Source organism: Streptomyces chiangmaiensis (assembly GCF_036281785.1).
In the GTDB taxonomy this organism is placed as follows: Bacteria; Actinomycetota; Actinomycetes; order Streptomycetales; family Streptomycetaceae; genus Streptomyces; species Streptomyces chiangmaiensis.
Genome location: NZ_JAYWVC010000057.1, coordinates 17,142 through 41,027, shown reverse-complemented (window position 1 = coordinate 41,027; position 23,886 = coordinate 17,142). Strand labels below are relative to the sequence as shown.

Below are 23,886 nucleotides of genomic sequence, written 5' to 3'. Positions count from 1 at the left end.
TTCCGAGGCCGAGAATCAGGAGCCTCGGATACCCGGCGGCGGCACAACAGGCGCGAACAGGGCCGATGCGGAACGATGGGAGCCCCACAGCACGCAGCGAGGCCAGGCTTACCCATGGTGACCGACCGCAGCACTGCCCCCTTCCGCGCCCCCGACGGAGACGCCAAGTGCCCCCTCGGGGGCTCGAGATGCGCCCCTTCGAGGCGCTACGGCCATGTGTGGGGCATATCTCGTCACGATGACGCATCCCCATGTCAGCGCGCCGGAATCACCGGTTCGGGCCGCACCTGAACCCTGCGTCGGTGGCTTGTCGGCACTGTCGGTGTCCGGCGCCGTACTAGGATTGCCCGCTTGTTTGGAGCTGGACCGGAAGATCCCCAGGCATCCCTGCGGGCCCACCAGCGCCCGGAACGTTCCGGGAACGAGACGTGAGGACCCGATGGCAGCCCTCCAGCAAGGCCCCGCACTCGCGCCGTCCGAGGAACGGATGCGCGCCGAGTTCGGCGACCGCGCGCTCTTCTCCGCCGCTGCTGCCGCCTCGCCGCGGACGCTCGTGGACATCCTCGACGCCTCGGTACGGGCGCATCCCGACGAGCCTGCTCTCGACGACGGCCGTCGTAGCCTCACCTACCGCGCTCTGGCCTTCGAGGTCGAGTCCCTGCGGCGGCGCCTCGCGTACGCCGGGGTCGGCCTCGGCGACCGGGTCGGCGTCCGCGTCCCGTCCGGGACCAATGACCTGTACGTGGCGATCCTCGCCGTTCTCGCGGCGGGAGCCGCCTACGTCCCCGTGGACGCCGAGGACCCGGACGAGCGGGCCGAGCTGGTGTTCGGGGAGGCGGAGGTGCGCGCCGTGATCGGCGCCGGGCACCGGCTGACCGTCAACGGCACGTCCGGCGGTCCCGCTGCCCGCCCGGGCGTCGAGGACGACGCCTGGATCATCTTCACCTCCGGTTCCACCGGGAAGCCCAAGGGCGTCGCCGTCAGTCATCGCAGCGCCGCCGCGTTCGTGGACGCCGAGGCGGACCTCTTCCTGAAGGAGGAGCCGATCGGGCCCGGCGACCGGGTCATGGCCGGCCTCTCCGTGGCCTTCGACGCCTCCTGCGAGGAGATGTGGCTGGCCTGGCGGTACGGGGCCTGCTTGGTACCCGTACCGCGCTCGCAAGTACGCAGCGGCGCCGACCTCGGTCTCTGGCTGGTCGAGCAGGAGATCACCGTCGTCTCGACCGTGCCGACCCTGGCCGCACTCTGGGAGCCCGAGACCCTGAACGACGTCCGCCTGCTGATCTTCGGTGGCGAGGCCTGCCCGCCCGAGCTCGCGCAGCGGCTGGTCACCGAGGGCCGCGAGGTCTGGAACACCTATGGGCCGACCGAGGCGACCGTTGTGGCCTGTGCGTCGCTGCTCACCGGCGAGGAGCCGATCCGGATCGGGCTCCCGCTGAACGGCTGGGAACTGGCCGTCGTGGACGACGCCGGGCAGCCGGTGGCGATGGGCGACAGCGGGCAGCTCGTGATCGGCGGGGTCGGGCTCGCCCGGTATCTCGACGCCGAGAAGGACGCGGAGAAATACGCGCCCCTCGAAGCGCTCGCCTGGGAACGTGCCTACCGTAGCGGGGACCTCGTCCGGGCCGAGCCCGAGGGGTTGATCTTCCTGGGGCGCGTCGACGAGCAGATCAAGCTCGGCGGGCGGCGCATCGAACTCGGCGAGGTGGACGCCGCACTGCAGGCGCTGCCGGGCGTGGCCGGCGCCGCCGCCGCCGTGCGGACCGCCCGCAGCGGCAATCAGCTCCTCGTCGGGTACGTCGTCACCCAGGAGGGATGGGACCGTACGGTCGCCGTCGAGAAGCTGCGCGCCGAACTGCCCGCCGCTCTGGTGCCGCTGCTCGCGCCGGTCGAGGACCTGCCCACCCGCACGTCCGGCAAGGTCGACCGCAATGCCCTGCCCTGGCCGCTGGAGGGCCTGGAGCAACCCGCGGCCGAGCTCTACGGCACGGAGGCCTGGCTCGCCGAGCAGTGGACCGAGGTCCTCGGCATCCCGGTGGCGGGCGCCTCCGACGACTTCTTCGCGATCGGCGGTGGCAGTCTGTCCGCCGCGCAGCTCACCACCCGGCTGCGCACCCGCTATCCGAGCGCGGCCGTCCTCGACATCTACCAGCAGCCGACGCTGCGCAAGCTGGCCCGCCGTCTGGAGGAGTCGGCGCAGGACGACGGGGCACAGCGCGTGATCCTGCCGGTTCCGGCGCTCACCCGGGCTCTGCAAGTCCTCCTGCTGGTTCCCCTGTTCACGGTGCTCGGGTTGCGCTGGACCGTGGTGCTGGCCGCGCTCGGCAATGTGCTGCACTGGTTCGGCCCGTACCCGTGGGTGCCGAGCACCTCGTGGTGGGCCGTGGCGGCCGGGGCGGTGCTGTTCTTCACCCCGCCGGGTCGGCTCGCGATCGCCGCGGGTGGGGCCCGGCTGCTGCTGCGGGGCGTCAGGCCCGGGCAGTACCCGCGCGGTGGCAGCGTTCATCTGCGGCTGTGGACGGCCGAGCGGCTGGCGGAGTTCAGCGGGGCGACCTCGCTGACGGGCACGTGGCTGGAGAGGTACGCGCGGGCGCTGGGCGCCAAGGTCGGCCCCGAGGTGGACCTGCACTCGCTGCCGCCGGTGACCGGCATGCTCAAGCTGGGCAGGGCCGCGGCCGTGGAGTCCGAAGTGGACCTGACGGGCTACTGGCTGGACGGCGACCGGCTGGAGATCGGCCCGGTCAAGGTGGGTGCGCACGCCGTGGTCGGCACCCGCAGCATGCTCTTCCCGGGGGCGCGGGTCGGCAAGCGGGCCGAGGTCGCGCCCGGATCGGCCGTCGCCGGGCAGGTTCCGACCGGTCAGCGCTGGGCGGGTGCGCCCGCCGTCAAGCTCGGCAGGGCGAAGCGCAACTGGCCCAAGGAGCGACCGCGGCGTGGCCGGTGGTGGCGGGCGATGTACGGCGTCACAGGCTTCGCGTTGACGGTCCTGCCCGTGCCGCCGGGGGCGGCCGCCCTCCTGGTGGCGCACGCCTTCGTCGATCCGGCCGCCGGTCTCGGTGCGGCCCTTCGGGGTGCGGCCGCGGCGCTGGTTCCCGCCACGATTGCCTTCGGGCTGACCTACGCGCTGCTGCTCCTGATCGCCGTACGGCTGATGAGCCTCGGTCTGCGCGAGGGCACGCACCCGACGCACAGCCGGATCGGTTGGCAGGCCTGGACTGTCACCCAGCTGATGGACCGCTCGCGCGAGACCCTGTTCCCGCTCTACGCCGGATTGATCACGCCGGTGTGGCTGCGGCTGCTCGGGATGCGGATCGGCCGCGGCGCCGAGGTGTCGACCGTTCTCGCCCTGCCGAGTCTGACGACGGTCGGTGACGGGGCGTTCCTGGCCGACGACACGCTGACCGCGCCGTACGAACTGGGCGGCGGCTGGGTGCGCATCGGTCGCGCGCAGATCGGTCGGCGGGCGTTCCTCGGGAACTCGGGGATGACCGCACCGGGCCGGAGTGTGCCCGACGGCGGGCTGGTCGGTGTGCTGTCGGCGACGCCGAAGAAGGCGAAGAAGGGCAGCTCCTACCTCGGGTTGCCGCCGGTGAAGCTGCCGCGCGCGGTGTCCAGCGGTGATCAGAGCCGAACCTACGACCCACCGGCCCGGCTGTTGTGGGCGCGTGGGCTGGTGGAGCTGTGCCGCATCGTGCCCGTGTTCTGCTCGGCGTGGCTCGCGGTGCTGACGGCGGCGGCGCTCAGCGCGCTCGGCGGGTGGGCGTGGCTGCTGTGCGGGCTGGTGCTGCTGGGCGCCGGGCTGACGGCCGGTGCCGTGTCCGTCGTGGCGAAGTGGCTGCTCGTGGGCCGGCACCGCACCGGGGAGCACCCGCTGTGGAGCTCGTTCGTGTGGCGCAACGAGCTGGCGGACACCTTCGTCGAGGTCGTGGCCGTGCCGTGGCTGGCCGGGGCGGTGCCGGGCACGCCGCTGATGACGCTGTGGCTGCGTGCACTCGGCGCCCGGATCGGCCGCGGCGTGTGGGTGGAGAGCTACTGGCTTCCGGAGACGGACCTGGTGACTCTGGAGGACGGAGCCACGGTCAATCGCGGCTGCGTGCTGCAGACCCACCTCTTCCACGACCGGATCTTGCGGACGGATACTGTGGTCCTCCGTGAGGGCGCGACGCTGGGTCCTGGCGGAATCGTCCTGCCCGGTAGCACGGTCGGGGCCCGCACCACACTGGGTCCCGCGTCGCTCGTGATGGCGGCGGAGTCGGTGCCCGACGACACCCGCTGGCTGGGCAACCCGATCGAGGCATGGCGTCCCCGGAGGCGCGCGGCGTGACTCGTCAGGGGCCGGAAGGCGGGACGCCGGCACGACGTACGAGCACGGCGCAGGGAGCAGACGCAGCAGTGACCCCTCAGCAGAAGGTGGAAGCAGACCCGTACTTCCCCGACAACGGTGACCCCCGCTACCGGGTGCACCGCTACGAGCTCGCGCTGGACTATCGGCCCGGCCCCAACCGGCTCGCCGGGACGGCCCGCCTCAACGCCATAGCGGGCCGGGCCCCGCTCACCGAGTTCCAGCTCAATCTGGCCGACTTCCGAATCGGGCGGATCAGGGTCGACGGCCGGGCTCCGCACTATGCGCACCGCGGGGGCAGGCTGCGGGTTCGTCCGCAGAAGCCGATCCGGGCGGGTGCCGCGTTCACCGTCGAGGTGCACTGGTCGGGCAATCCGAAGCCGGTCAGCAGCCCCTGGGGTGAGATCGGCTGGGAGGAACTGGAGGACGGGGCACTGGTGGCGAGCCAGCCGGTCGGGGCGCCGTCGTGGTACCCGTGCAACGACCGCCCGGCGGACAAGGCGTCCTACCACATATCGGTCACCACCCCGTCGATGTACTCGGTGGTGGCGGGCGGGCGCCTGCTGACCCGTACGACGAAGGCGTCGACGACGACGTGGGTGTACGAACAGCCGGCACCGACCTCCAGCTATCTGGTCGGGCTGTCGATCGGCAGGTACCAGACGGTGCTGCTCGGCGATCCGGGCGAGGGCGGCGTGCCGCAGTACGGGCACATTCCCGCGCGTCTGCTACCGCAGTTCTCCAGGGACTTCGCGCGTCAGCCCGCCATGATGGAGCTGTTCCAGGAGCTCTTCGGCCCGTACCCGTTCGGCGAGTACGCGGTGGTCGTGACGGAGGAGGAGCTCGACGTGCCCGTCGAGGCACAGGGCCTGTCGCTGTTCGGCGTCAACCACGTGGACGGGGCACGAGGGTCGGAGCGGCTGGTGGCGCACGAACTCGCGCACCAGTGGTTCGGGAACAGCGTGTCCGTCGCCGACTGGCGGCACATATGGCTCAACGAGGGATTCGCGAAGTACGCGGAGTGGCTCTGGTCGGAGCGGTCCGGGGGCCCCACGGCCGCCCAGCTGGCCGAGGCGGCGCACCGGAAGCTGTCCTCGCTGCCGCAGGATCTACGGCTGGCCGACCCGGGTCGCAAGCGGATGTTCGACGACCGTCTCTACGAACGCGGTGGCCTCGTGCTGCACGCGGTGCGCTCCGCTCTGGGTGAGGAGGCGTTCCACCGGATGCTGCGCAGCTGGGCGGGCGTGCACCGGGGCGGGGTCGTGACGACGGGTGCCTTCACCACGCACGCCGCGCGGTTCGCGAGCCGGCCGCTGGACGACGTGTTCACCGCCTGGGTGGAGGAGACGGCGCTGCCGTCCCTCGCGCCGCCGGTGCCGATGCGTCCGTCCTATCCGCCGAGCAACGCCGAATCCGGGTGACGCGAGCCTGTACCGGAAGGCAGACGCCGCGCACCGACCCGGGCCGGTGCGCCAGCCGTCCGGCGTGGTCACCGATGTCCGGTCGACACCGTTGAGTTCTGCCGTGAACATCCGACGGGCCGCCGCGTGTGATACGTCGGACGAAGCCGGTCGGGCCGCAGTCAGGCGGGGGACGTCTGGGAGAGCCGCCGCTCGAGTTGGGCCAGCCGCGTACGCAGTTCCTTCTCCGTGTTGCGCCGCTCCGTGACCTCGCGCATGATCGCGGAGATTCCGGCGATCCGGCCGGTCGCATCGCGCAGCAGCGCCACCGTGAACTCGATCGACAGGCGGTGGCCGTCCCGGTGGGTGGCGGGAACGCCGAGGAGTGTGTCCCCGTACCGGGTCTGACCGGTGGCCATCGTGTTCCGGTAGCCCTTGCCGTGCCGCCCCCGCAGCTTCTCCGGGATGATCAGGTCGAGACTCTGGCCCACGGCCTCGGCCGCCGGGTGTCCGAACATCCGTTCCGCTCCGCCGTTCCAGACCTGGATGATCCCCTCCGGGTCGGCCACCACGATGGCCTCGGAGGACTCGCGCAGGATCGCCTGGGCCAGCCAGGCCTCCGGCTCGCCGATGCGCCCGGCGCCATGTCCGGCCCGCCCCGATGAGGCTGCGTTCCCGGCCGCGTTGTTGCCGTCCACGGCGGTTCCCCTCCTTCTGAGCGCTTCCCGAGGGCCGCACTCCTGTGCGTGTGACGGGCGCGCCATCGATCTCCGGATCGTCGTCGTCCACAGTATGGCGCCCGCCTCGTGAATAAGGAATACTGCATACAATATCGCTCGGTGAAGGAGAGCCGCTCATGTTGTTCCGGCAGCTCGAGTACTTCGTGGCAGTGGCCAGGGAGAAGCACTTCGCGCGGGCGGCGGATGCCTGCTACGTCTCGCAGCCGGCGCTGTCGATCGCCATCGCGAAGCTGGAGCGGGAGCTGAACGTCACACTGATCAACCGGGGGCGCACCTTCGAGGGACTGACCGCTGAGGGTGAGCGGCTCGTGGTCTGGGCCAAGCGGATCCTCGCCGAGCACGATGCCTTCAAGGCCGAGGTGGCCGTCATGCAGTCGGGGGTCACCGGCACGCTTCGGCTGGGGACGGGGCCCACGGTGTCGACGACGACCGGGCTTCCGGTGGCCGCCTTCTGTGCGATGCACCCGCTGGCCAGGGTGAAGGTGTGCTCGCGGTTGTCCTCCGCCGAGTTGGTCCGCCAGCTGCGCGACTTCGAACTGGACGCCGCCATCGCCCACTTCGGGCCCGACGACCGGGAGGGCCTGGAGATGCTCCGGCTGTACGAGGAGCAGTACGTGCTGCTGGTGTCCGGCGAGCATCTGGTGCCCCCGGCCCCCACCATCACCTGGGCCGAGGCGGCGCAGCTCCCGCTGGCGCTGCTGACCCCGGACATGAGGTTCCGTCAGTTCATCGACAACGCCTTCGAGAGCGCAGGGGTCATGGCGACCCCCCAGGTCGAGACGGACTCGGTCGCCTCCCTGTGTGCCCATGTCGCCACGGGGGCGTGGGCGAGCGTCGTCCCGCACACCTGGCTGAACGCCATGCCGGTGACCGGAGGTACCCGGGCCGTCCGGCTGGTCGAGCCGGACGCCAGGGCGCAGATCTCGGTGGCGGTCCATGCGGCGACGCCCGGATCGGTCGTGGCCAGGGCGTTCCTCAACGTGGTCGCGGGGCTCTCGCTGGACGAGGTCTTCGTGACGGAGCGGCCGGACCTCGCCGCCGTACCCGAGGCGGCGGAAGGCCCCCGCGACAGGCGGCTCGTGGACGTCCGGGGCGCGGGCTGACGGGCCCCGCCCCGGGGCGGGGAGCTCTGTTACAGGCTGCCCCGGCCGGTGTCCGCAAGCGCACCCGGCGCCTGCGGCCGACCCCGCCCCTTTCGATAAACGCCGTAAATCGGCTGGTTGGCAAAAGATCTTGGACGCGCCGGCCCCCTGGCGCGGATGGTGAAGCACGGAAGACGAACTGGGCGACCCTCTAGGGAGGATCCGGACCATGACGGACGCTGTCGTACAGGACACGGGCGTGGAGGGCGCCGAGGACCCGGCCGCTCTGACCGACGGGATCCATCTGGTTGTCGACGCACTCAAGCTCAACGGTGTCGAGACCATCTACGGGGTCGTCGGTATCCCGATCACGGACCTGGCCCGTCTCGCGCAGGCCTCGGGTATCCGGTACATCGGTTTCCGGCACGAGAGCGACGCCGGCCACGCGGCGGCGGCTGCCGGGTTCCTCACGCAGAAGCCGGGCATCTGCCTCACGGTGTCGGCGCCGGGCTTCCTCAACGGCCTCGTGGCACTCGCCAACGCAACCACCAACTGCTTCCCGATGGTGCAGATCTCCGGGTCGAGCGAGCGGCACCTCGTCGACCTCCAGCGGGGCGACTACGAGGAGATGGACCAGCTCGCGGCCGCCAAGCCGTTCGTCAAGGCGGCCTACCGAGTGCACCGGGCCGAGGACATCGGCCGTGGAGTGGCCCGTGCGATCCGCACCGCGATATCCGGACGCCCCGGAGGGGTCTACCTGGACATCCCGGCCGCGGTCCTGGGTGAGGTCATCGACGCCGAGAAGGGCGCCGCGTCGCTGTGGCGGCTCGTGGACCCGGCGCCGCGCCAGTTGCCGCAGCCGGAGGCCGTGGACCGCGCGATCGACCTCCTCGCGGGCGCCGAGCGGCCTTTGGTGGTGCTCGGCAAGGGCGCCGCGTACGCGCGGGCCGACGAGCTGATCCGGGAGTTCGTCGAGAGCACCGGCATCCCCTATGTACCCATGTCGATGGCGAAGGGCCTGCTGCCGGACGACCATTCGCAGTCGGCGGCGACCGCGCGCTCGCTGGCGCTGAAGAAGGCCGACGTCGTCATGCTCGTCGGTGCCCGTCTGAACTGGCTGCTCGGGCACGGCGACGCGCCCCAGTGGAACCCGGACGCCAAGTTCATCCAGGTCGACATCGCGGCCACCGAGATGGACAGCAACCAGCCCATCGCGGCCCCGCTCGTCGGCGATGTGGGCTCCGTGATGGAGGCCCTGGTCGAGCGCAGCAAGCCGGGCCGGATCACGGCCCCGCCGCAGTGGCGTGAGGAACTCGCCGCCCGCTCGGCGCAGAACGTCGCCAAGATGTCCGGGCGTCTGAAGGCCGCCGAGACGGCGCACCCGATGAAGTTCCTGGGCGCGCTGCAGGCCATCCGTGACGTGCTGCGGGAGAATCCGCGCGCCTACGTCGTCAACGAGGGCGCCAACGCGCTGGACCTGGCCCGCAACACGATCGGCATGCAGGTGCCGCGCCATCGGCTGGACAGCGGCACCTGGGGCGTCATGGGCATCGGCATGGGCTACGCCATCGCCGCCGCCGTCGAGACCGGCGACCCGATCGTCGCCATCGAGGGCGACAGCGCGTTCGGCTTCAGCGGCATGGAGATCGAGACGGTCTGCCGCTACAACCTGCCCATCGTCACCGTCGTCCTCAACAACAGCGGCGTCTACCGCGGCGACGACGCCTCCGCCACAGACGACCCGGCACCGACCGCCCTCAAGGCCCGCCACGACCTCATGATCGAGGCGTTCGGCGGCCAGGGCTACCAGGCGAAGACGCCCGACGAGGTCGCCACCGCCCTCCGCGAGGCCCTGGCCGCCGGCGTTCCCGCGCTGATCGACTGCGTGATCGACCCGACCGACGGCACGGAGAGCGGCAACATCGCGCACCTCAACCCCAAGGGCATCACGGCCAAGCACTGACCACGTCCCGCCATCACTGCATCGAGACTATTCACGATAAGGAAAGCGAACATGACTGAACTGCCCCTTGCCGGGATAAAGGTCATCGACTTCACCGGCGTACAGGCCGGTCCGGCCTGCACGCAGATGCTCGCCTGGTTCGGAGCCGATGTCCTCAAGGTCGAGCGCACCACCGGCGGTGACGTGACGCGCAATCAGCTGCGCGATATCCCCGACGCCGACGCGCTGTACTTCACCATGCTGAACAGCAACAAGCGCTCGCTGGCCATCAACACCAAGTCCCCCGAGGGCCGGGAGGTCATGGAGAAGCTGATCCGCGAGGCCGACATGCTGGTGGAGAACTTCGCACCGGGCGCCATGGACCGCATGGGCCTGGGCTGGGAGACCCTCCAGAAGTGGAACCCGCGGCTGATCTTCGGCTCCGTCAAGGGGTTCAACGAGGACTCGCCGTGGAACGACCTCAAGGTCTACGAGAACGTGGCCCAGTGCGCGGGTGGTGCCGCGTCGACGACCGGGTTCTGGGACGGCCCGCCGACCGTCAGTGGTGCCGCTCTCGGGGACAGCAACACGGGCATGCACCTGCTGATCGGTCTTCTCACGGCGCTGATCGATCGTGACCGGACCGGCAAGGGCCAGAAGGTGGCCGTGTCCATGCAGGACGCCGTGCTCAACCTGTCCCGGGTCAAGCTCCGCGACCAGCAGCGCCTGGACCGGGTCGGCTATCTGGAGGAGTACCCGCAGTACCCGAACGGCGAGTTCGGTGAGGCCGTGCCTCGCGGTGGCAACGCCGGCGGCGGTGGTCAGCCCGGCTGGGTGCTCAAGTGCCAGGGGTGGGAGACCGACCCCAACGCCTACATCTACTTCACGGTCCAGGAGCAGAACTGGAAGCGGACCGCCGAGGCCATCGGCCACCCCGAGTGGGCCGAGGACCCGGAGTACGCCACCGCCAAGGCCCGGCAGTCCCACATCTTCGAGATCTTCGAGGAGATCGAGAAGTGGCTGGCCGACAAGACGAAGTACGAGGCGGTCGACATCCTGCGCAAGTGGGAGGTGCCCTGCGCGCCCGTGCTCAGCATGAAGGAGATCGCCGACGACGAGGCGCTGCGCAAGAGCGGGACCGTTGTCGAGGTGGAGCAGAAGGGCCGCGGGACGTACCTGACAGTCGGCAGCCCGATCAAGTTCTCCGGGTTCAAGCCCGAGATCAAGGGTGCTCCGCTGCTCGGCGAGGACACCGACGAGGTCCTGAGCGAGCTGGGCTATGACGCGAGCGCCATCGCCGCCATGCGGGACAAGCAGGTCATCATCTGAACCGGTCCGCTCTCGAGCGGGCCCGGCGGGATGACGTGGGAGCGGACGTCCTGCCTCCATGAGGAGCCGGCCCCGGCCATCGGCCCGGGCCGGCTTCCCGCTGCGGTTTTCCGGTAATCCGGGCAAGGGAGTAGAATACTGTATACGGTATTCAGTTCCTCTTGGTGGCAGTATGTGGGATCGCGGCGAGACCGAGGCACCGACCTGCGAGGCAACGGTGGCGCGTGGCCCGGCGGCCGTCGCGCAGCCGGCCCCTCCCCGGCATGCGTTGCTGGTCCTGCCCGCCCGACGGGCGTCCGTGCGCAGCGCGCGGCACATCGCCGAGGCGCTGCTTCACCAGTGGGGCCTCTGCGCGGACGACAGGTACACCGCCGTCCTCGTCGTCGACGAGCTGGCGGCCAACGCTGCCGAGCACGGCCACCGGCGGTTGACCCTGCGCCTGGACCTCGGGCCGGGCTTCCTGCGCGTGATGGCGCGTGACCACGGAGGGGGCCGTCAGCTCCCACGTCCGTGCCAGGACGGCGATCTCGACGAGCGTGGTCGTGGCCTGGCGATCGTCGACGCGCTTGCAGCGCGTATGGAGGTACGGCGCAACGCCTCGGGGTGGTGCGTCATGGTGGAGCTGCCCGTGTCCCGCCCCGAGGCCGGGGCGGCGCGGGAACGTACACCGTCCGAAGCGGCCGGGAGTGCTGTCCGGCCGCTCGACTGACCGCGGGCCGGGGATCCCGCAGGTGGCACGGCGTTGAGCTCTTCCGCGGCCTCGGTGACGGGTGTCCTCGTGGCACCGAAACGCGCCGCGGTCGTCGGGCTGTCATGGGGCGCATGGCGGATACCGGCCGGACGTGACCGGGCCGCCGTCTCCGGCCCGGTCCACGGTGCCGGAAAGCCGGTCGACTCCGGTCGCGGCCTCCCGAGGGAGTACGGGCGCCGTTGTGCGCTTCATCCCTCGCTGAGTGGGGGCGCGCCGGAATTCGACGTCGAACGGTCACGTGCTGTTGGTAGACGTGAACAGAGAGCTGTGAATACAGTATACAGTCTTCAATCGAGAGGAGTGGCCATGAAGATCGCAGTCCTCGGGGCCGGCGCGATCGGCGCGTACGTCGGTGCCGCACTGGACCGGGGTGGCGCCGAGGTGCACCTCATCGCCCGCGGTGACCATCTGCGTGCCATGCGGGCCGACGGCGTCCGTGTGAACAGCCCGCGCGGTGACTTCACCGCCCGGCCGCACGCCACGGACGACCCCACCGAGGTCGGCCCGGTCGACTACGTGTTCCTCGGCCTGAAGGCGCACTCCTACCCGACCTGTGGCCCCCTGATCAAGCCGCTGCTGGCCGATCACACGGCTGTCGTGGCCGGGCAGAACGGCATCCCGTGGTGGTACTTCCACCGCCTGGCCGGGCCTTACGAAGGCCGTCGGGTCGAGGCCGTCGACCCGGCCGGCGCCACGAGTGCGGTCCTGTCTCCGGAACGGGCGATCGGCTGTGTCGTCTACCCGGCCACCGTCATCGAGGCGCCCGGAGTGATCCGGCATCTGGAGGGCACCCGGTTCTCCCTCGGGGAGCCCTCGGGGCACATGTCCGAGCGTTGCACGGCCTTCAGCGAGGCGTTGGTCGCCGGAGGCCTGAAGGCGCCGGTCGAGCCCCGTCTGCGCGACGACATCTGGATCAAACTCATGGGCAATGTGGCCTTCAATCCGCTCAGCGCGCTCACCAGGGCGACCATGGTCGAGATCTGCCGTCACCCCCGGACGCGGCGGCTGGTGACCCAGCTGATGGAGGAGACGCTGGACATCGCGGCCCGGGTCGGCAGCGAGCCGGACATCTCCATCGAGAAGCGGCTGCGCGGCGCCGAAGGGGTCGGTCACCACAAGACCTCGATGCTCCAGGACCTGGAGGCCGGCAAGCCGCTCGAACTCGATGCCGTGGTCACGGCGGTGGTCGAGATCGCCGACATCACGGGTGCGGAGGCCCCGACGCTACGGGCCGTTCACGCGGCGACCGACCTGCTGGCGCAGCGCAATGCCTCGAGCGCGTCGACCGTCACCTCCGCGTGAGAACCCGACCACTGCACAGGTATTGCATACTGTATGAAGTCTACGCATCCTGATTCCATGGCCCACAACGAGACGCCCTCCGCAGCCCAGGCCCTCGACATCCTGTTGACGGGCAATCAGCGCTTCGTCGTCGGAGATCCGCAGCACCCCAACCAGGACGCCGCACGTCGCGCCGCCCTGGCGCCCGGTCAGCATCCCTTCGCCGTGATCTTCGGGTGCTCCGACTCACGACTGGCCGCGGAGATCATCTTCGACCGCGGGCTCGGCGACCTCTTCGTGGTGCGCACCGCCGGCCATGTGGTCGGTCCCGAGGTGCTCGGCAGCATCGAGTACGGAGTCGGCCTGCTGGGCTGCCCTCTCGTGGTCGTGCTCGGACACGATGCGTGCGGTGCGATCCGCGCCGCGCGCACGGCCCTCGAGGAGGGCCTGGCTCCGGCCGGGTATGTGCGCGACGTCGTCGAGCGCGTCACGCCCAGTGTGCTGACCGCGCGTGCGGCGGGGCTGAGCAAGGAGTCCGACATCGTGGACGAGCACATACGCCACACCGTGGACCTGCTGCAGGACCGCTCACCCGCGCTCGTCGGCGGGCCAACGGCCGTCGCGGGCCTGTCCTACCACCTCGGCGACGGACGGGTGCGGCTGGTCACCAGCCGCGGCCTGGACGGCGTCGCGGCGGCCTGAGCCGTTCGGGCTCCCTGCAGACCACACCGCCTCATCCGCCTTCGCAAGGAAGGGGGATGAGGCGGTGTCATGTACAGAGGAGGCGGTCGCCGGTCAGCCGGCCGGGGCCTCCTGCGGCTGCCTCAGCAGTCGTGCGGCGGAGACGACCACGGGATCCAGGCCGTCCGCCCCGGCCTCCACCAGCTCCAACAGCCGGGCACGCATCCGCGGGTCCCAGAACCGGCTGATGTGGCTCGCGATCGCCTCCGCGGCCCGGTCATCGGGAACATGCCGGAAGTTCGCGGCGATCTGGTTCGCCATCCGCTGCTCGGACGGCACGGCGGCGGCCATCTCAGTCCACCGCCGCGAGCCGGTCGGTCCCGACGGAGTCGGTGGCGTGCCGTTCGAGCGGGTGGGCCAGGCCCACCTGTACGGCGGTCACCTTGTACTCGGGGCAGTTGGTCGCCCAGTCCGAGTTCTCGGTGGTGACCACGTTGGCGCCGGTCACCGGGTGGTGGAACGTGGTGTAGACGACACCCGGCGGCATCCGGTCGGACACCCGGGCCCGAAGTGTCGTACTGCCGACCCGGCTGGTCAGCGTCACCATGTCGCCGTCGGTGATGCCGCGGTTCTCGGCGTCCAGCGGGTGCAGTTCCAGCAGGTCCTCGGGGTGCCACGCCACGTTGCCCGTACGGCGCGTCTGCGCTCCCACGTTGTACTGGCTGAGGATGCGTCCCGTGGTCAGCACCAGCGGGAAGCGCGAGGTGGTCCGCTCGTCCGTCGGCACATAGGCGGTGACCGCGAACTTGCCTTTGCCGCGGACGAATGCGTCGACATGCATGGTCGGCGTGCCCTGCGGAGCCTCGTCGTTGCACGGCCACTGGACGCTGCCGAGTTTGTCCAGCAGCTCGAAGGAGACGCCCTTGAAGGTGGGTGTGACCTGGGCGATCTCGTCCATGATCTGGCTCGGGTGGTCGTACGCCATGGGGTAGCCCATGGCGGTGGCGATCTCGCAGACGATCTGCCACTCGTGCTTGCCCGTCTTCGGCTTCATGACCGCCCGCACCCGGTTGATCCGGCGCTCGGCGTTGGTGAAGGTGCCGTCCTTCTCCAGGAACGACGCGCCCGGCAGGAAGACATGCGCGAACTTGGCCGTCTCATTGAGGAACAGATCCTGCACCACGACCAGGTCCATGGCCGCCAGCGCCGCACTGACGTGCTGGAGGTTCGGGTCGGACTGGGCGATGTCCTCGCCGTGGACGAACAGGCCCCGGAAGGAGCCGTCGATCGCCGCGTCGAACATGTTCGGGATCCGCAGCCCCGGCTCGGGCAGCAGGGAGCGGCCCCACAGCTCCTCGAACACGGTGCGCACCGCGTCGTCGGAGACATGGCGGTAGCCGGTGAACTCGTGCGGGAAGGAGCCCATGTCGCAGGAGCCCTGCACGTTGTTCTGGCCGCGCAGCGGATTGACGCCCACGCCCTCGCGGCCGATGTTGCCGCAGGCCATCGCGAGGTTCGCCATCCCCATGACCATCGTGGAGCCCTGGCTGTGCTCGGTCACGCCGAGGCCGTAGTAGATGGCCGCGTTGGGCGCCTGCGCGTACAGCCGGGCGGCGGCCCGCAGTTGGTCCGCCGGGACACCGGTGATCGGCTCGGTGGCCTCCGGGCTGTTCTCCGGGAGGGCGACGAACTGCGCCCACTCGTCGAACCCTTCGCACCGTGCCTCGACGAACGAGCGGTCGACCAGGCCCTCGGTCACCACCACGTGCGCCATGGCGTTGATGACGGCGACGTTCGTGCTGGGCTTGAGCTGCAGATGATGCGCGGCCTCGATGTGCGGCGAGCGCACCAGGTCGATGCGACGCGGGTCGACCACGACGAGCCCCGCACCCTCGCGCAGCCGGCGCTTCATTCGCGAGGCGAACACCGGGTGGCCGTCGGTGGGATTGGCGCCGATGACCATGATGAGGTCGGCCTCCGCCACCGAGCGGAAGTCCTGCGTGCCGGCCGACTCTCCGAAGGTCTGCTTCAGTCCGTAGCCGGTGGGGGAGTGGCAGACCCGGGCGCAGGTGTCGACGTTGTTGTTGCCGAAGGCCGCGCGCACCATCTTCTGGACGACGTAGACCTCTTCGTTGGTGCACCGCGAGGAGCTGATGGCGCCGATCGAGCTCGGGCCGTAGGCGTCCTGGATGGCGCGCATCTTGGCGGCGACCGTCTGGATGGCCTCCTCCCACTCGACCTCGCGCCACGGGTCGGTGATCTTCTCGCGAACCATGGGCTTGAGGACGCGGTCGGGGTGGGTCGCGTAGCCGAAGGCGAAGCGGCCCTTGACGCAGGAGTGCCCCTCGTTCGCCCCGCCGTCCTTGTAGGGCACCATCCGGACCAGTTCGTCGCCGCGCAGCTCGGCCTTGAACGAGCAGCCCACGCCGCAGTACGCGCAGGTGGTGACCACCGAGCGGGACGGCATGCCGAGTTCGACGACCGACCGCTCCTGCAGCGTCGCCGTCGGGCAGGCCTGCACACAGGCGCCGCAGGAGACGCACTCGGAGTCCAGGAAGGACTCACCGGCACCGGGGGAGACCTTGGAGTCGAAGCCGCGGCCTTCGATGGTCAGCGCGAAGGTGCCCTGCACCTCGCCGCAGGCGCGGACGCAGCGGGAGCAGACGATGCACTTGGAGGGATTGAAGTCGAAGTACGGGTTGCTCAGGTCCGGGGCGGCGTCGAGGTGGTTCTCCCCCTCGTAGCCGTACCGGACCTGGCGCAGCCCGACCACGCCGGCCATGTCCTGCAGTTCGCAGTCGCCGTTGGCCGAGCAGGTGAGGCAGTCGAGCGGGTGGTCGGAGATGTACAGCTCCATGACGCCCTGGCGGAGCTTCTCCACCTTCGGCGTCTGGGTGCGCACCCGCATCCCGTCCGCGACCGGGGTGGTGCAGGACGCCGGGGTGCCGCGACGGCCGTCGATCTCCACCACGCACAGCCGGCAGGAGCCGAACGGTTCGAGGCTGTCGGTGGCACAGAGCTTGGGTATGTCGATGCCGGCGCATGCCGCCGCCCGCATCACCGAGGTGCCCTCGGGCACCGTGACGGGCAGGCCGTCGACCTCGACGGTGACGGTCGACTCGCCGGGTCGTTCCGGGGTTCCGAAGTCGGGCTCCTTGAGCAGTGTCATGCCGTGCCCTCCCTCCTCGCGAGGAAGTCGTCAGAAAAGTGTGTGATGGCGCTGCGCACGGGCATGGGGGTCAACCCGCCCATGGCGCACAGCGATCCGTCGGTCATCAGCTCGCAGAGGTCTTCGAGCAGGGCAAGGTTCTCGTCGCGCTGCTCGCCGGCCACGATCCGGTCGATCACTTCGACGCCGCGCACCGAACCGACCCGGCACGGCGTGCACTTGCCGCACGACTCCGCGGCGCAGAACTCCATCGCGAAGCGGGCCTGGGCGGCCATGTCCACGGTGTCGTCGAAGACCACGACACCGCCGTGGCCGAGCATCGCGCCCGCCGCCGCGAACGCCTCGTAGTCCATGGGCAGATCGAACATCGAGGTCGGCAGATAGGCGCCCAGCGGCCCGCCCACCTGCACCGTGCGCACCGGCCGTCCGCTGAGCGTGCCGCCGCCGTAGTCCTCGATCAGCTCGCGCAGAGTGACGCCGAACGCCGTCTCGACGATGCCGCCGCGCGCGATGTTGCCACCGAGCTGGAAGACCTGTGTGCCGCGCGAGCGCTCCACGCCGAGTTCCTGATACGGCTTCGCCCCGTCGGCGAGGATCACCGGAACGGTGGCGAGGGTGAGGACGTTGTTGACGACGGTCGGCTTGCCGAACAGCCCCTCGATCGCGGGGATGGGCGGCTTGGCGCGGACGACGCCGCGCTTGCCCTCCAGGCTCTCCAGCATGGAGGTTTCCTCGCCGCAGATGTACGCACCGGCGCCGACCCGCACATGCAGATCGAAGGAGAGATCCGAGCCGAGGATGTGCTTCCCGAGCCAGTTGTGCTCGCGCGCGATCTCGATCGCGGCACGCATCGTGGCCACCGCGTCCGGGTACTCCGAGCGGAGGTAGACATAGCCCTCGCGCGCGCCGACCGCGTGCGCGGCGATGGTCATGCCCTCGATGAGCATGAACGGGTCGCCCTCCATGACCATACGGTCGGCGAAGGTCCCGCTGTCGCCCTCGTCGGCGTTGCAGCAGACGAACTTCAGCTCGTCGGCACAGTCGAGCACGGTCTTCCACTTGATGCCGGCCGGGAATCCCGCGCCGCCCCGGCCGCGCAGGCCGGACTCGGTGACCGAGGCGACCACCTCGGCGGGCGGAAGCTCCAGGGCCTTGCGCAGTCCGACGAGGCCACCGTGGCGCTCGTAGTCCTGCGGGGAGAGCGGGTCGGTGACCCCGACCCTGGCGAATGTCACCCGCGTCTGGCGGGTCAGCCAGGGAAGCTCGTCCACGACACCGAGCCGGAGGGGGTGGTCCGCGCCGTTCAGCAGGCCCGCGTCCACCAGGCCGTCCACGTCCGTGGGCGCCACCGGACCGTAGCCGACCCGCCCCTCGGGCGTGACCACCTCGACCAGCGGTTCCAGCCAGAGCATGCCGCGCGACCCGTTGCGCACCACGGTGAGCGGCAGATTCCGAGCGGCCGCCGCCTTCCGGAGCGCCTCCGCGATCGCGTCCGCGCCGACCGACCGCGCAGCCGAGTCACGCGGCACGTACACCGTCACCGGGGAGTTCGACGTCTGAGTCACGATGAGACCGCCTCGTCCAGGATCGAGCGCAGGCGTTCCGCGCTCATGCGTCCCAGCACCTCGCCGTTCACCTCGACGGAGGGCCCCAACGCGCAGTTGCCGAGACAGAAGACCTGCTCCACCGTCAGCGAACCGTCGGCGCGTGTCTCCCCGAGCGGCACGCCCGCCCGGTCGCGGGCGGAGGTCACCAGGGCGTCGGCACCGAGGGCCTGACAGGCCTCGGCGCGGCAGATGCGCACGGTGGTACGGCCGGCCGGCTCGCGGCGGAAGTCGTGGTAGAAGGAGACCACCCCGTGTACGTCCGCCCTCGACAGATTGAGCTCGCGGGCGAGTATCGCAACGGCCTCCTGCGGAACGTGGCCCAGTTCGGCCTGGACGGCGTGGAGTATCGGCAGCAGCGGACCGCGCTGCCCACGATGGGCGGCCACGATCGCACAGACGGCGGCCTCCGTCGTCACGTCACTGACGCTCGTCGTCATGGTTCCTCCCTACGGGGGTGGTGATCGACGATCCCGGACACCTTGCCGCGCTGCTCGTACAGTGCATGACGCCCCTCAATGCATACGGAACTTTGTATACCGGCTTCACTTTGCGTGGCCCCCTGGCGACTCTGAAGGCTCATCGAATACTGTATGCAGTTATCAATGTCTACGTCCACCGTCCGGAAAGGGGCAACCACGGTCCTGCGGTGGTCGAGTCGGCGGTCAGGTGAGCGCTCGGGCATCGACCGGTCCGGCGGGGACCTCCGCCCCCGGGGCGGGCACCGCGGCCAGCCATGCGCAGACGGTGCTCAACATGTCGTCGGTCCCGTCCCGTTCGAGCATCGCCCCGGCAGGGACGAGCACAGGGTCCGCGCAGACCGTCGACGTCCCGCTGCCGCGCGGACCCTCTCCGCTGGGGCGGGCGGGCACGAACAGGCCGGGTGCGTCCGCCGGCACCAGCCAGAGGGCCTGGCCCTCGCCGCCGTCGGCCGGTCGTGCGGACCAGATGTAGCTGTCGGCCTCGCCCGCTGCGACGACGTCACGTTTGCGGCCGCGCAGTGCCACCACGTCGCCGGTGCGCGTCGCCGTCGCACCTGTTCCGCCCGGGGAGCCGGTCTCGCCGGCGTCGGTGAGGGCCAGCGTGCTCAGGTGATGGCCGACGGCGACCTTCCGGCGCATCCAGTGTGTGCCGTACGCCTCGATGAAGGCGACGGCGGCGTAGTGGGAACGCAGGACCGCGCCGGTGGCCGGGCAGACGCGGGACACCTCGGTCACGACCTCGGTGGCCTCAAAGAGGTTCAGACCCCCGCCGCCGAGGTCGGAGGCGACGGTGAGTCCGAGCAGTCCCGCCGCTCCGAGGGCGGTCACCGACGCGCGGGGAAACCGCTCACGTGTGCCGGTCTCCTCGGCGGACGGCTTGATGGCGCTGCTCAAGACGTGGGCGAGAGCGGAGCGGTACGACATGGAGCGGCTCCCTGAGGTCTCGGAGGGTGACGCCTCATGGGCCGTCGGGGCAGACTCCATGAAGTCCCCTCGCCTGAGTGATTGCATACTGTATACCGTCACCGCCCGGCGTGTATCCATGTCCTGGGCTGCAAATGTTCCGGCGGTTTCGGGCTGGGTCCCCCGGAGGAGCCGTGCCTCGTCGCCCATGCATTCGGTGTTCGACCCGTTGGTCGACCTGTCGTGCTCAGCCGCGAACCGGATCGTGGGCGAGTGAGGTGACGCTGATGGTCATCGCAACCGGCAAGCATGGACGGTCCGTTCCGGGCGGCCGCTGAGGGCGCGCGGAACCGGCCGTCGCCCGTGGGACGCGTCCCGTGGGCGACGGCCGGCGGCAGGATGCCGTCAGCGCTCGGAACTCGCGCGTTTGTGGTAGCTGGTGCGCGTGTGCTCGGTGTGCGCCCGCATCAGCTGCTGTGCACGCTGTTCGTCGCCTGCCTCGATGGCGTCGATCATGGCGCGGTGCTCGCTCCAAGACAGCGCGCCGCGGGTGCGGGCGACGGGTGTGTAGAGCCATCGGACGCGTCGATCCACCTGGGCGGACAGCTCCGCCAGCACCGTGTTCGCGGCGAGTTCCATCACATACGCGTGAAAGGCGGCGTTCGCCGCCACCACCGCCTCGACCTCGTCGGACTCCCACGCTCGCTCGCCCGCCTCGCACAACTCCCGCAGTCGCGCCGTGGCCCGGGGGGTGGCGTGGGCCGCTGCCAGCCTTGCTGCCTCGGCCTCCAGCAGGCCGCGTACGACGAGCAGTTGGTCGGCCTCCTCCTGCGTGGGGTCGTGCACGAACGCGCCCTGCGCGGGGCGCAGGTCCACCCATCCCTCGGTGTTGAGCCGCTGCAAGGCTTCGCGGACCGGCTGGCGGGAGACGCCCAGGTGGCCGGCGAGTTCGGTCTCGACCAGATGCTGCCCTGGTTCGAGCGACCTGGTGACGATGAGTTCCAGGAGAGCCTCGTAGACCCGCTCGCGCAGCGGGCCGGGTCGCTCCACCTTCGGCACGGTGCCGGTCGGCAAGGCCATGGCTCCACCCCTCGGTAGCGGCTCACCCGAGCCCCATATTGGTTTTCGTCTACAGTCTACTCCCGGCTTGTCCGTGCACGGCCGCTGTCTCCCGCTCCGGCGCCGGCCGCACGCACGCTCGAGCTGCGAATTCCTCGTGTTGTCCCGTCCCTTCCCTTGTCAGCGGCATACGAAATACTGTAGACAAAGCGGAGCCGACCACCTCACGAGGCCGTACCGACTGGGGACATGGCACCGACCGCCGGCCTTGTGGCCGGCCGCCGCCCGGTCGCCGAGACGGGCCCACCGACGTCGGCGACCTCGGCGGCACACCATGAACGTGTTCACGGGCGGACACCGCCTGGCTCAGCGAGCGGCGGCCACCGCGAGCTGACGGCGACGCAGCACGTGACACGGACGCGGGACCGGCCGGCGGGTGCGCCCCCTGGGCCGGCCGGTCCCCGGCGTCGCGGCCCCGGAGCCCGTCTCGTGCCCAGGAGACAGAGAAGGCCGCCCGGACCCGTGCCGCGGCGGATCCGGACGGCCACTAACCAGCAGGGAAGGCTCCCCGTGCCTCAGGAGCGCTCGTAGGTCCGCGCGAGGATCTCCAGCACCTCGGACTCGTCCGGCAGTCGTGGTGCGTTCTTGGTCACGGCATCGGCGACCGCGCCCGCCGCGATGGCCGGCAGCAGCGCGCGGCCGGCGCCGAGCTCGCGCAGGACCCGCTTGATATCCAGTGCCCCGGAGATCTCGCGCACGGCCGTCACGGCCGCCCGGCCCCAGTCGCCGTCGGCCGGCGGGGCGAGGCGCATGGCCCGGGCCACACCCTCGTACGCGTCCTGCGCGGCGCGGTGCACTGAACTCCATGACCTCCTCGAGCACGGCGGCGAGCGCGACACAGTGCGGGGTGCCCGTGTGGGCCGTGATCGCGTGGCCGTCCAGGGTGATGTCGGTGATCTTCACCGGGCGACCACCTCGGGCGCGGACGCGGCGAGCACCTCGGGCGAGGGCGTGTAGAACGGGTTCGTCGCTCCTTCCTTCGCCGCGGCCAGGGCGTCGGAGACCGACGGTGTGCCCGTCACGGCCGCGTGGATCGCGCCGCGGGCGGCGGCCCGCTGGTTGCGGAAGCAGGCGTCGAGGTCGTGGACCGCCGGGTTGACCCACACCGCGGCGATGATCAGCAGATCGTCGGCGTCCCCGGCCGGGATCAGGCCCTGCGCCACGGCGTCCAGCACACCCTGCGCCAGGCCCGCCTGCGCGCTGCCCCAGATGGCGCGTTCGTGCAGATCGCTCCCGGCGACGGCCTTGTTCACGAACAGTGTCAGCGGTCGGACCGGCACCGACGGCCGTACGACCGTCATGAACGGCACGTGTCCGGCGCTCGGCGTGGCCAGCACGGTCGCCCAGGCGGTCTCGACCGGGCCGCCCTTGCGGCCGATCACGACGATGGTGTGCGCGGCGTCGGCGCCGTCACCGACGAAGGACTCGCCGATCAGCGCGGTCGCGGCAAAGGGGGAGGGCATCGGAACTCCTGGACCTTCGGTAGTGGAGGGTTCGACGAGGGAACCCGGATGTGACGGGAGCAAGGGATGAACCTCGCATTCAGCTCAGTTCATCCGGCCCGATGCGGCGAATCTAGGTCTGCCGCCACCCCCTCGCAAGGCGGCCAGAGGAATCGAAATGCCGGTTGCTCTCCTGACAACTCGCTGGTTGACCTGGGGTTCCTTCGTCGTGTCACGGGCCTGGGACGACGCGCGTGACGGACGCCTCCTCGGCCTCGCGGGGTCACGGCCTGCGCCGGGACATCGACCTGCTGGAGGCCCTCGCCTCCGACGAGGCGCAGACGGCCGGCGGCCTGGGCGTCGTGCAACCCCCGTTGCGATCCGCCGGAGTGGCCTTGTCCGCCGTATGGCGTGCTCGTAAATTCACCGCGCATCTGGCGAGCCCCTGTCCGAACGGAGAAAAGAGCAGCTCATGAAGCTCGTCGGCATCGACCCCCTCGCCAAGGCCCCGCTCGCCGACGGCGACGTGTTCATCGGCGGCCGCTGGCTCCCGGCGGCCGGCGGACGGACCTACTCCGTGCACGACCCGGCAACCGGCGCCCTCGTCCGCGAGGTGTCCGCGGCGGGTCCGGACGATGCCCGTGCCGCGATCGAGGCGGCGCAGGCGGCCGCGGCCCCCTGGCGTACCACGCCGCCGCGGCGCCGCTCGGAGATCCTGCACGACGCCTTCCGGCTGCTGCGGGAGCACACCGACATGCTCGCGGGCCTGATCGTGCTCGAGAACGGCAAGGCCTACCGGGACGCGGCGGCCGAGGTCGGCTACGCGGCCGAGTTCTTCCGCTGGTTCGCCGAGGAGGCCGTCCGCATCGGCTCCTCCTTCGGCGACGCCCCGGGCGGCGGCTTCCGGCACGTCGTGCGCAGACACCCGGTCGGCGTCACCGCGTTCGTCACGCCCTGGAACTTCCCGGCCGCCATGGCCACCCGCAAGATCGCCCCGGCCCTCGCGGCCGGCTGCCCCGTCCTGCTGAAGCCGGCTCCGCAGACCCCGCTCACCGCCCTCGCGGTGGCCGCACTGCTCACCGAGGCCGGACTGCCCGAGGGATTGCTGAACGTCCTGCCCACCGACCGCGCCCCCGAGGTCGTCTCGACCTGGCTCGGTGACGAACGGGTCTGCAAGTTCTCCTTCACCGGTTCCACCGCGACCGGCAAACTGCTCCTGGAGCAGGCGGGCGGCCAACGTCGTCGACGTGACCATGGAGCTCGGCGGCAACGCCCCCTTCGTCGTCTGCGCGGACGCGGACGTCGACGCCGCCGTACAAGGCGCGATGGATGCCAAGATGCGCGGCGGCGAGGTCTGCATCGCCGCCAACCGGTTCTACGTCCACACCGACGTCGCGGCCGAGTTCACCGAGAAGTTCGGCGCCGCCATGGCGGCCGTGCGCACCGGCCCCGGGACTGGCCCCCGAGACCACGGATCTGGACCTGGCCGCGGCGGCCTGACGGCCCGCGAACCCGTTTCCTGACCGGGCGTCACCGTCCCCGGACCCTGTCGCGATCGCTGCGCGGATCATCGTCCCGAAGGGGCCCGGCCGCCTCCACGGCGGCCAGGCCCTGACGAG

At 70.7% G+C, this 23,886-nt stretch carries 19 protein-coding genes; 10 read left to right on the top strand and 9 right to left on the bottom strand.

Annotated elements, in window-relative coordinates:
* Positions 1-439 precede the first annotated feature (439 nt).
* Together VXC91_RS18660 and VXC91_RS18655 are read left to right on the top strand one after the other, a co-directional pair.
* Entirely contained in the window at positions 440-4,324 is a 3,885-nt protein-coding gene (locus tag VXC91_RS18660) for a Pls/PosA family non-ribosomal peptide synthetase (RefSeq protein WP_329508404.1), read from the top strand.
* Positions 4,325-4,392: 68 nt separating this feature from the next.
* Positions 4,393-5,763, top strand: a complete 1,371-nt coding sequence (locus tag VXC91_RS18655; RefSeq protein WP_329508403.1) for a M1 family metallopeptidase — start codon at positions 4,393-4,395, stop codon at positions 5,761-5,763.
* Positions 5,764-5,924: 161 nt separating this feature from the next.
* On the opposite strand, the gene VXC91_RS18650 is transcribed toward VXC91_RS18655, so the two are convergent.
* On the bottom strand, positions 5,925-6,440 hold the full coding sequence (locus tag VXC91_RS18650) for a PAS domain-containing protein (protein WP_329508402.1): 516 nt from the start codon (positions 6,438-6,440) through the stop codon (positions 5,925-5,927).
* A 158-nt stretch (positions 6,441-6,598) separates the two neighbouring features.
* Here VXC91_RS18650 and VXC91_RS18645 point away from each other — a divergent pair, with 158 nt between their 5' ends.
* From VXC91_RS18645 to VXC91_RS18620, 6 genes are all read left to right on the top strand, one after another.
* Complete coding sequence (locus VXC91_RS18645) at positions 6,599-7,585, top strand: LysR family transcriptional regulator (RefSeq protein WP_329508401.1); 987 nt, start codon at positions 6,599-6,601, stop codon at positions 7,583-7,585.
* Between the two features lie 208 nt (positions 7,586-7,793).
* Positions 7,794-9,527 carry an oxalyl-CoA decarboxylase gene (gene oxc / locus VXC91_RS18640; RefSeq protein ID WP_329508400.1) on the top strand — a complete coding sequence of 578 codons (1,734 nt, stop codon included), beginning with the start codon at positions 7,794-7,796 and terminating at the stop codon, positions 9,525-9,527.
* A 51-nt stretch (positions 9,528-9,578) separates the two neighbouring features.
* Entirely contained in the window at positions 9,579-10,835 is a 1,257-nt protein-coding gene (gene frc, locus VXC91_RS18635; RefSeq protein ID WP_329508399.1) for a formyl-CoA transferase, read from the top strand.
* Between the two features lie 172 nt (positions 10,836-11,007).
* Positions 11,008-11,544: an ATP-binding protein gene (locus VXC91_RS18630; RefSeq protein WP_329508398.1), complete on the top strand. Its 537-nt coding sequence runs from the start codon at positions 11,008-11,010 to the stop codon at positions 11,542-11,544.
* A gap of 348 nt (positions 11,545-11,892) precedes the next feature.
* The gene (locus VXC91_RS18625) at positions 11,893-12,888 is read left to right on the top strand and encodes a 2-dehydropantoate 2-reductase (protein WP_329508397.1); all 996 of its coding nucleotides are present in this window, start codon (positions 11,893-11,895) and stop codon (positions 12,886-12,888) included.
* 57 nt (positions 12,889-12,945) lie between these two features.
* Complete coding sequence (locus VXC91_RS18620; RefSeq protein ID WP_329508396.1) at positions 12,946-13,569, top strand: carbonic anhydrase; 624 nt, start codon at positions 12,946-12,948, stop codon at positions 13,567-13,569.
* A gap of 93 nt (positions 13,570-13,662) precedes the next feature.
* Here VXC91_RS18620 and VXC91_RS18615 read toward each other — a convergent pair whose 3' ends face one another.
* The 8 genes from VXC91_RS18615 to fae all read right to left on the bottom strand — a co-directional run bounded on the left by VXC91_RS18615 (position 13,663) and on the right by fae (position 22,288).
* Positions 13,663-13,899 (bottom strand): formate dehydrogenase subunit delta, encoded by a 237-nt coding sequence (locus tag VXC91_RS18615; RefSeq protein ID WP_329508395.1) that lies wholly within the window; start codon positions 13,897-13,899, stop codon positions 13,663-13,665.
* A gap of 1 nt (position 13,900) precedes the next feature.
* Positions 13,901-16,717, bottom strand: coding sequence for a formate dehydrogenase subunit alpha (gene fdhF / locus VXC91_RS18610; protein ID WP_329508394.1), 2,817 nt, complete (start codon positions 16,715-16,717; stop codon positions 13,901-13,903).
* Positions 16,714-18,282 (bottom strand): formate dehydrogenase beta subunit, encoded by a 1,569-nt coding sequence (locus VXC91_RS18605; protein WP_329508393.1) that lies wholly within the window; start codon positions 18,280-18,282, stop codon positions 16,714-16,716. The genes fdhF and VXC91_RS18605 overlap by 4 nt, the downstream gene beginning before the upstream one ends.
* Positions 18,279-18,761 (bottom strand): formate dehydrogenase subunit gamma, encoded by a 483-nt coding sequence (locus VXC91_RS18600; RefSeq protein ID WP_329508392.1) that lies wholly within the window; start codon positions 18,759-18,761, stop codon positions 18,279-18,281. The genes VXC91_RS18605 and VXC91_RS18600 overlap by 4 nt, the downstream gene beginning before the upstream one ends.
* A 225-nt stretch (positions 18,762-18,986) precedes the next feature.
* The gene (locus tag VXC91_RS18595) at positions 18,987-19,727 is read right to left on the bottom strand and encodes an acyl-CoA dehydrogenase family protein (protein ID WP_329508391.1); all 741 of its coding nucleotides are present in this window, start codon (positions 19,725-19,727) and stop codon (positions 18,987-18,989) included.
* A 384-nt stretch (positions 19,728-20,111) separates the two neighbouring features.
* Positions 20,112-20,786, bottom strand: coding sequence for a GntR family transcriptional regulator (locus VXC91_RS18590; protein WP_329508390.1), 675 nt, complete (start codon positions 20,784-20,786; stop codon positions 20,112-20,114).
* 554 nt (positions 20,787-21,340) lie between these two features.
* Positions 21,341-21,622: a dehydroquinate synthase/iron-containing alcohol dehydrogenase family protein gene (locus VXC91_RS18585; RefSeq protein WP_329508389.1), complete on the bottom strand. Its 282-nt coding sequence runs from the start codon at positions 21,620-21,622 to the stop codon at positions 21,341-21,343.
* Positions 21,623-21,724: 102 nt separating this feature from the next.
* Positions 21,725-22,288: a formaldehyde-activating enzyme gene (fae, locus tag VXC91_RS18580; RefSeq protein ID WP_329508388.1), complete on the bottom strand. Its 564-nt coding sequence runs from the start codon at positions 22,286-22,288 to the stop codon at positions 21,725-21,727.
* Positions 22,289-22,521: 233 nt separating this feature from the next.
* Between fae and VXC91_RS18575 the strand changes: the two genes are divergently transcribed.
* On the top strand, positions 22,522-22,743 hold the full coding sequence (locus VXC91_RS18575; RefSeq protein ID WP_329508387.1) for a hypothetical protein: 222 nt from the start codon (positions 22,522-22,524) through the stop codon (positions 22,741-22,743).
* Positions 22,740-23,882 (top strand): aldehyde dehydrogenase family protein, encoded by a 1,143-nt coding sequence (locus tag VXC91_RS47450; protein WP_425578462.1) that lies wholly within the window; start codon positions 22,740-22,742, stop codon positions 23,880-23,882. Before VXC91_RS18575 ends, VXC91_RS47450 begins: the two co-directional genes overlap by 4 nt.
* Positions 23,883-23,886 lie beyond the last annotated feature (4 nt).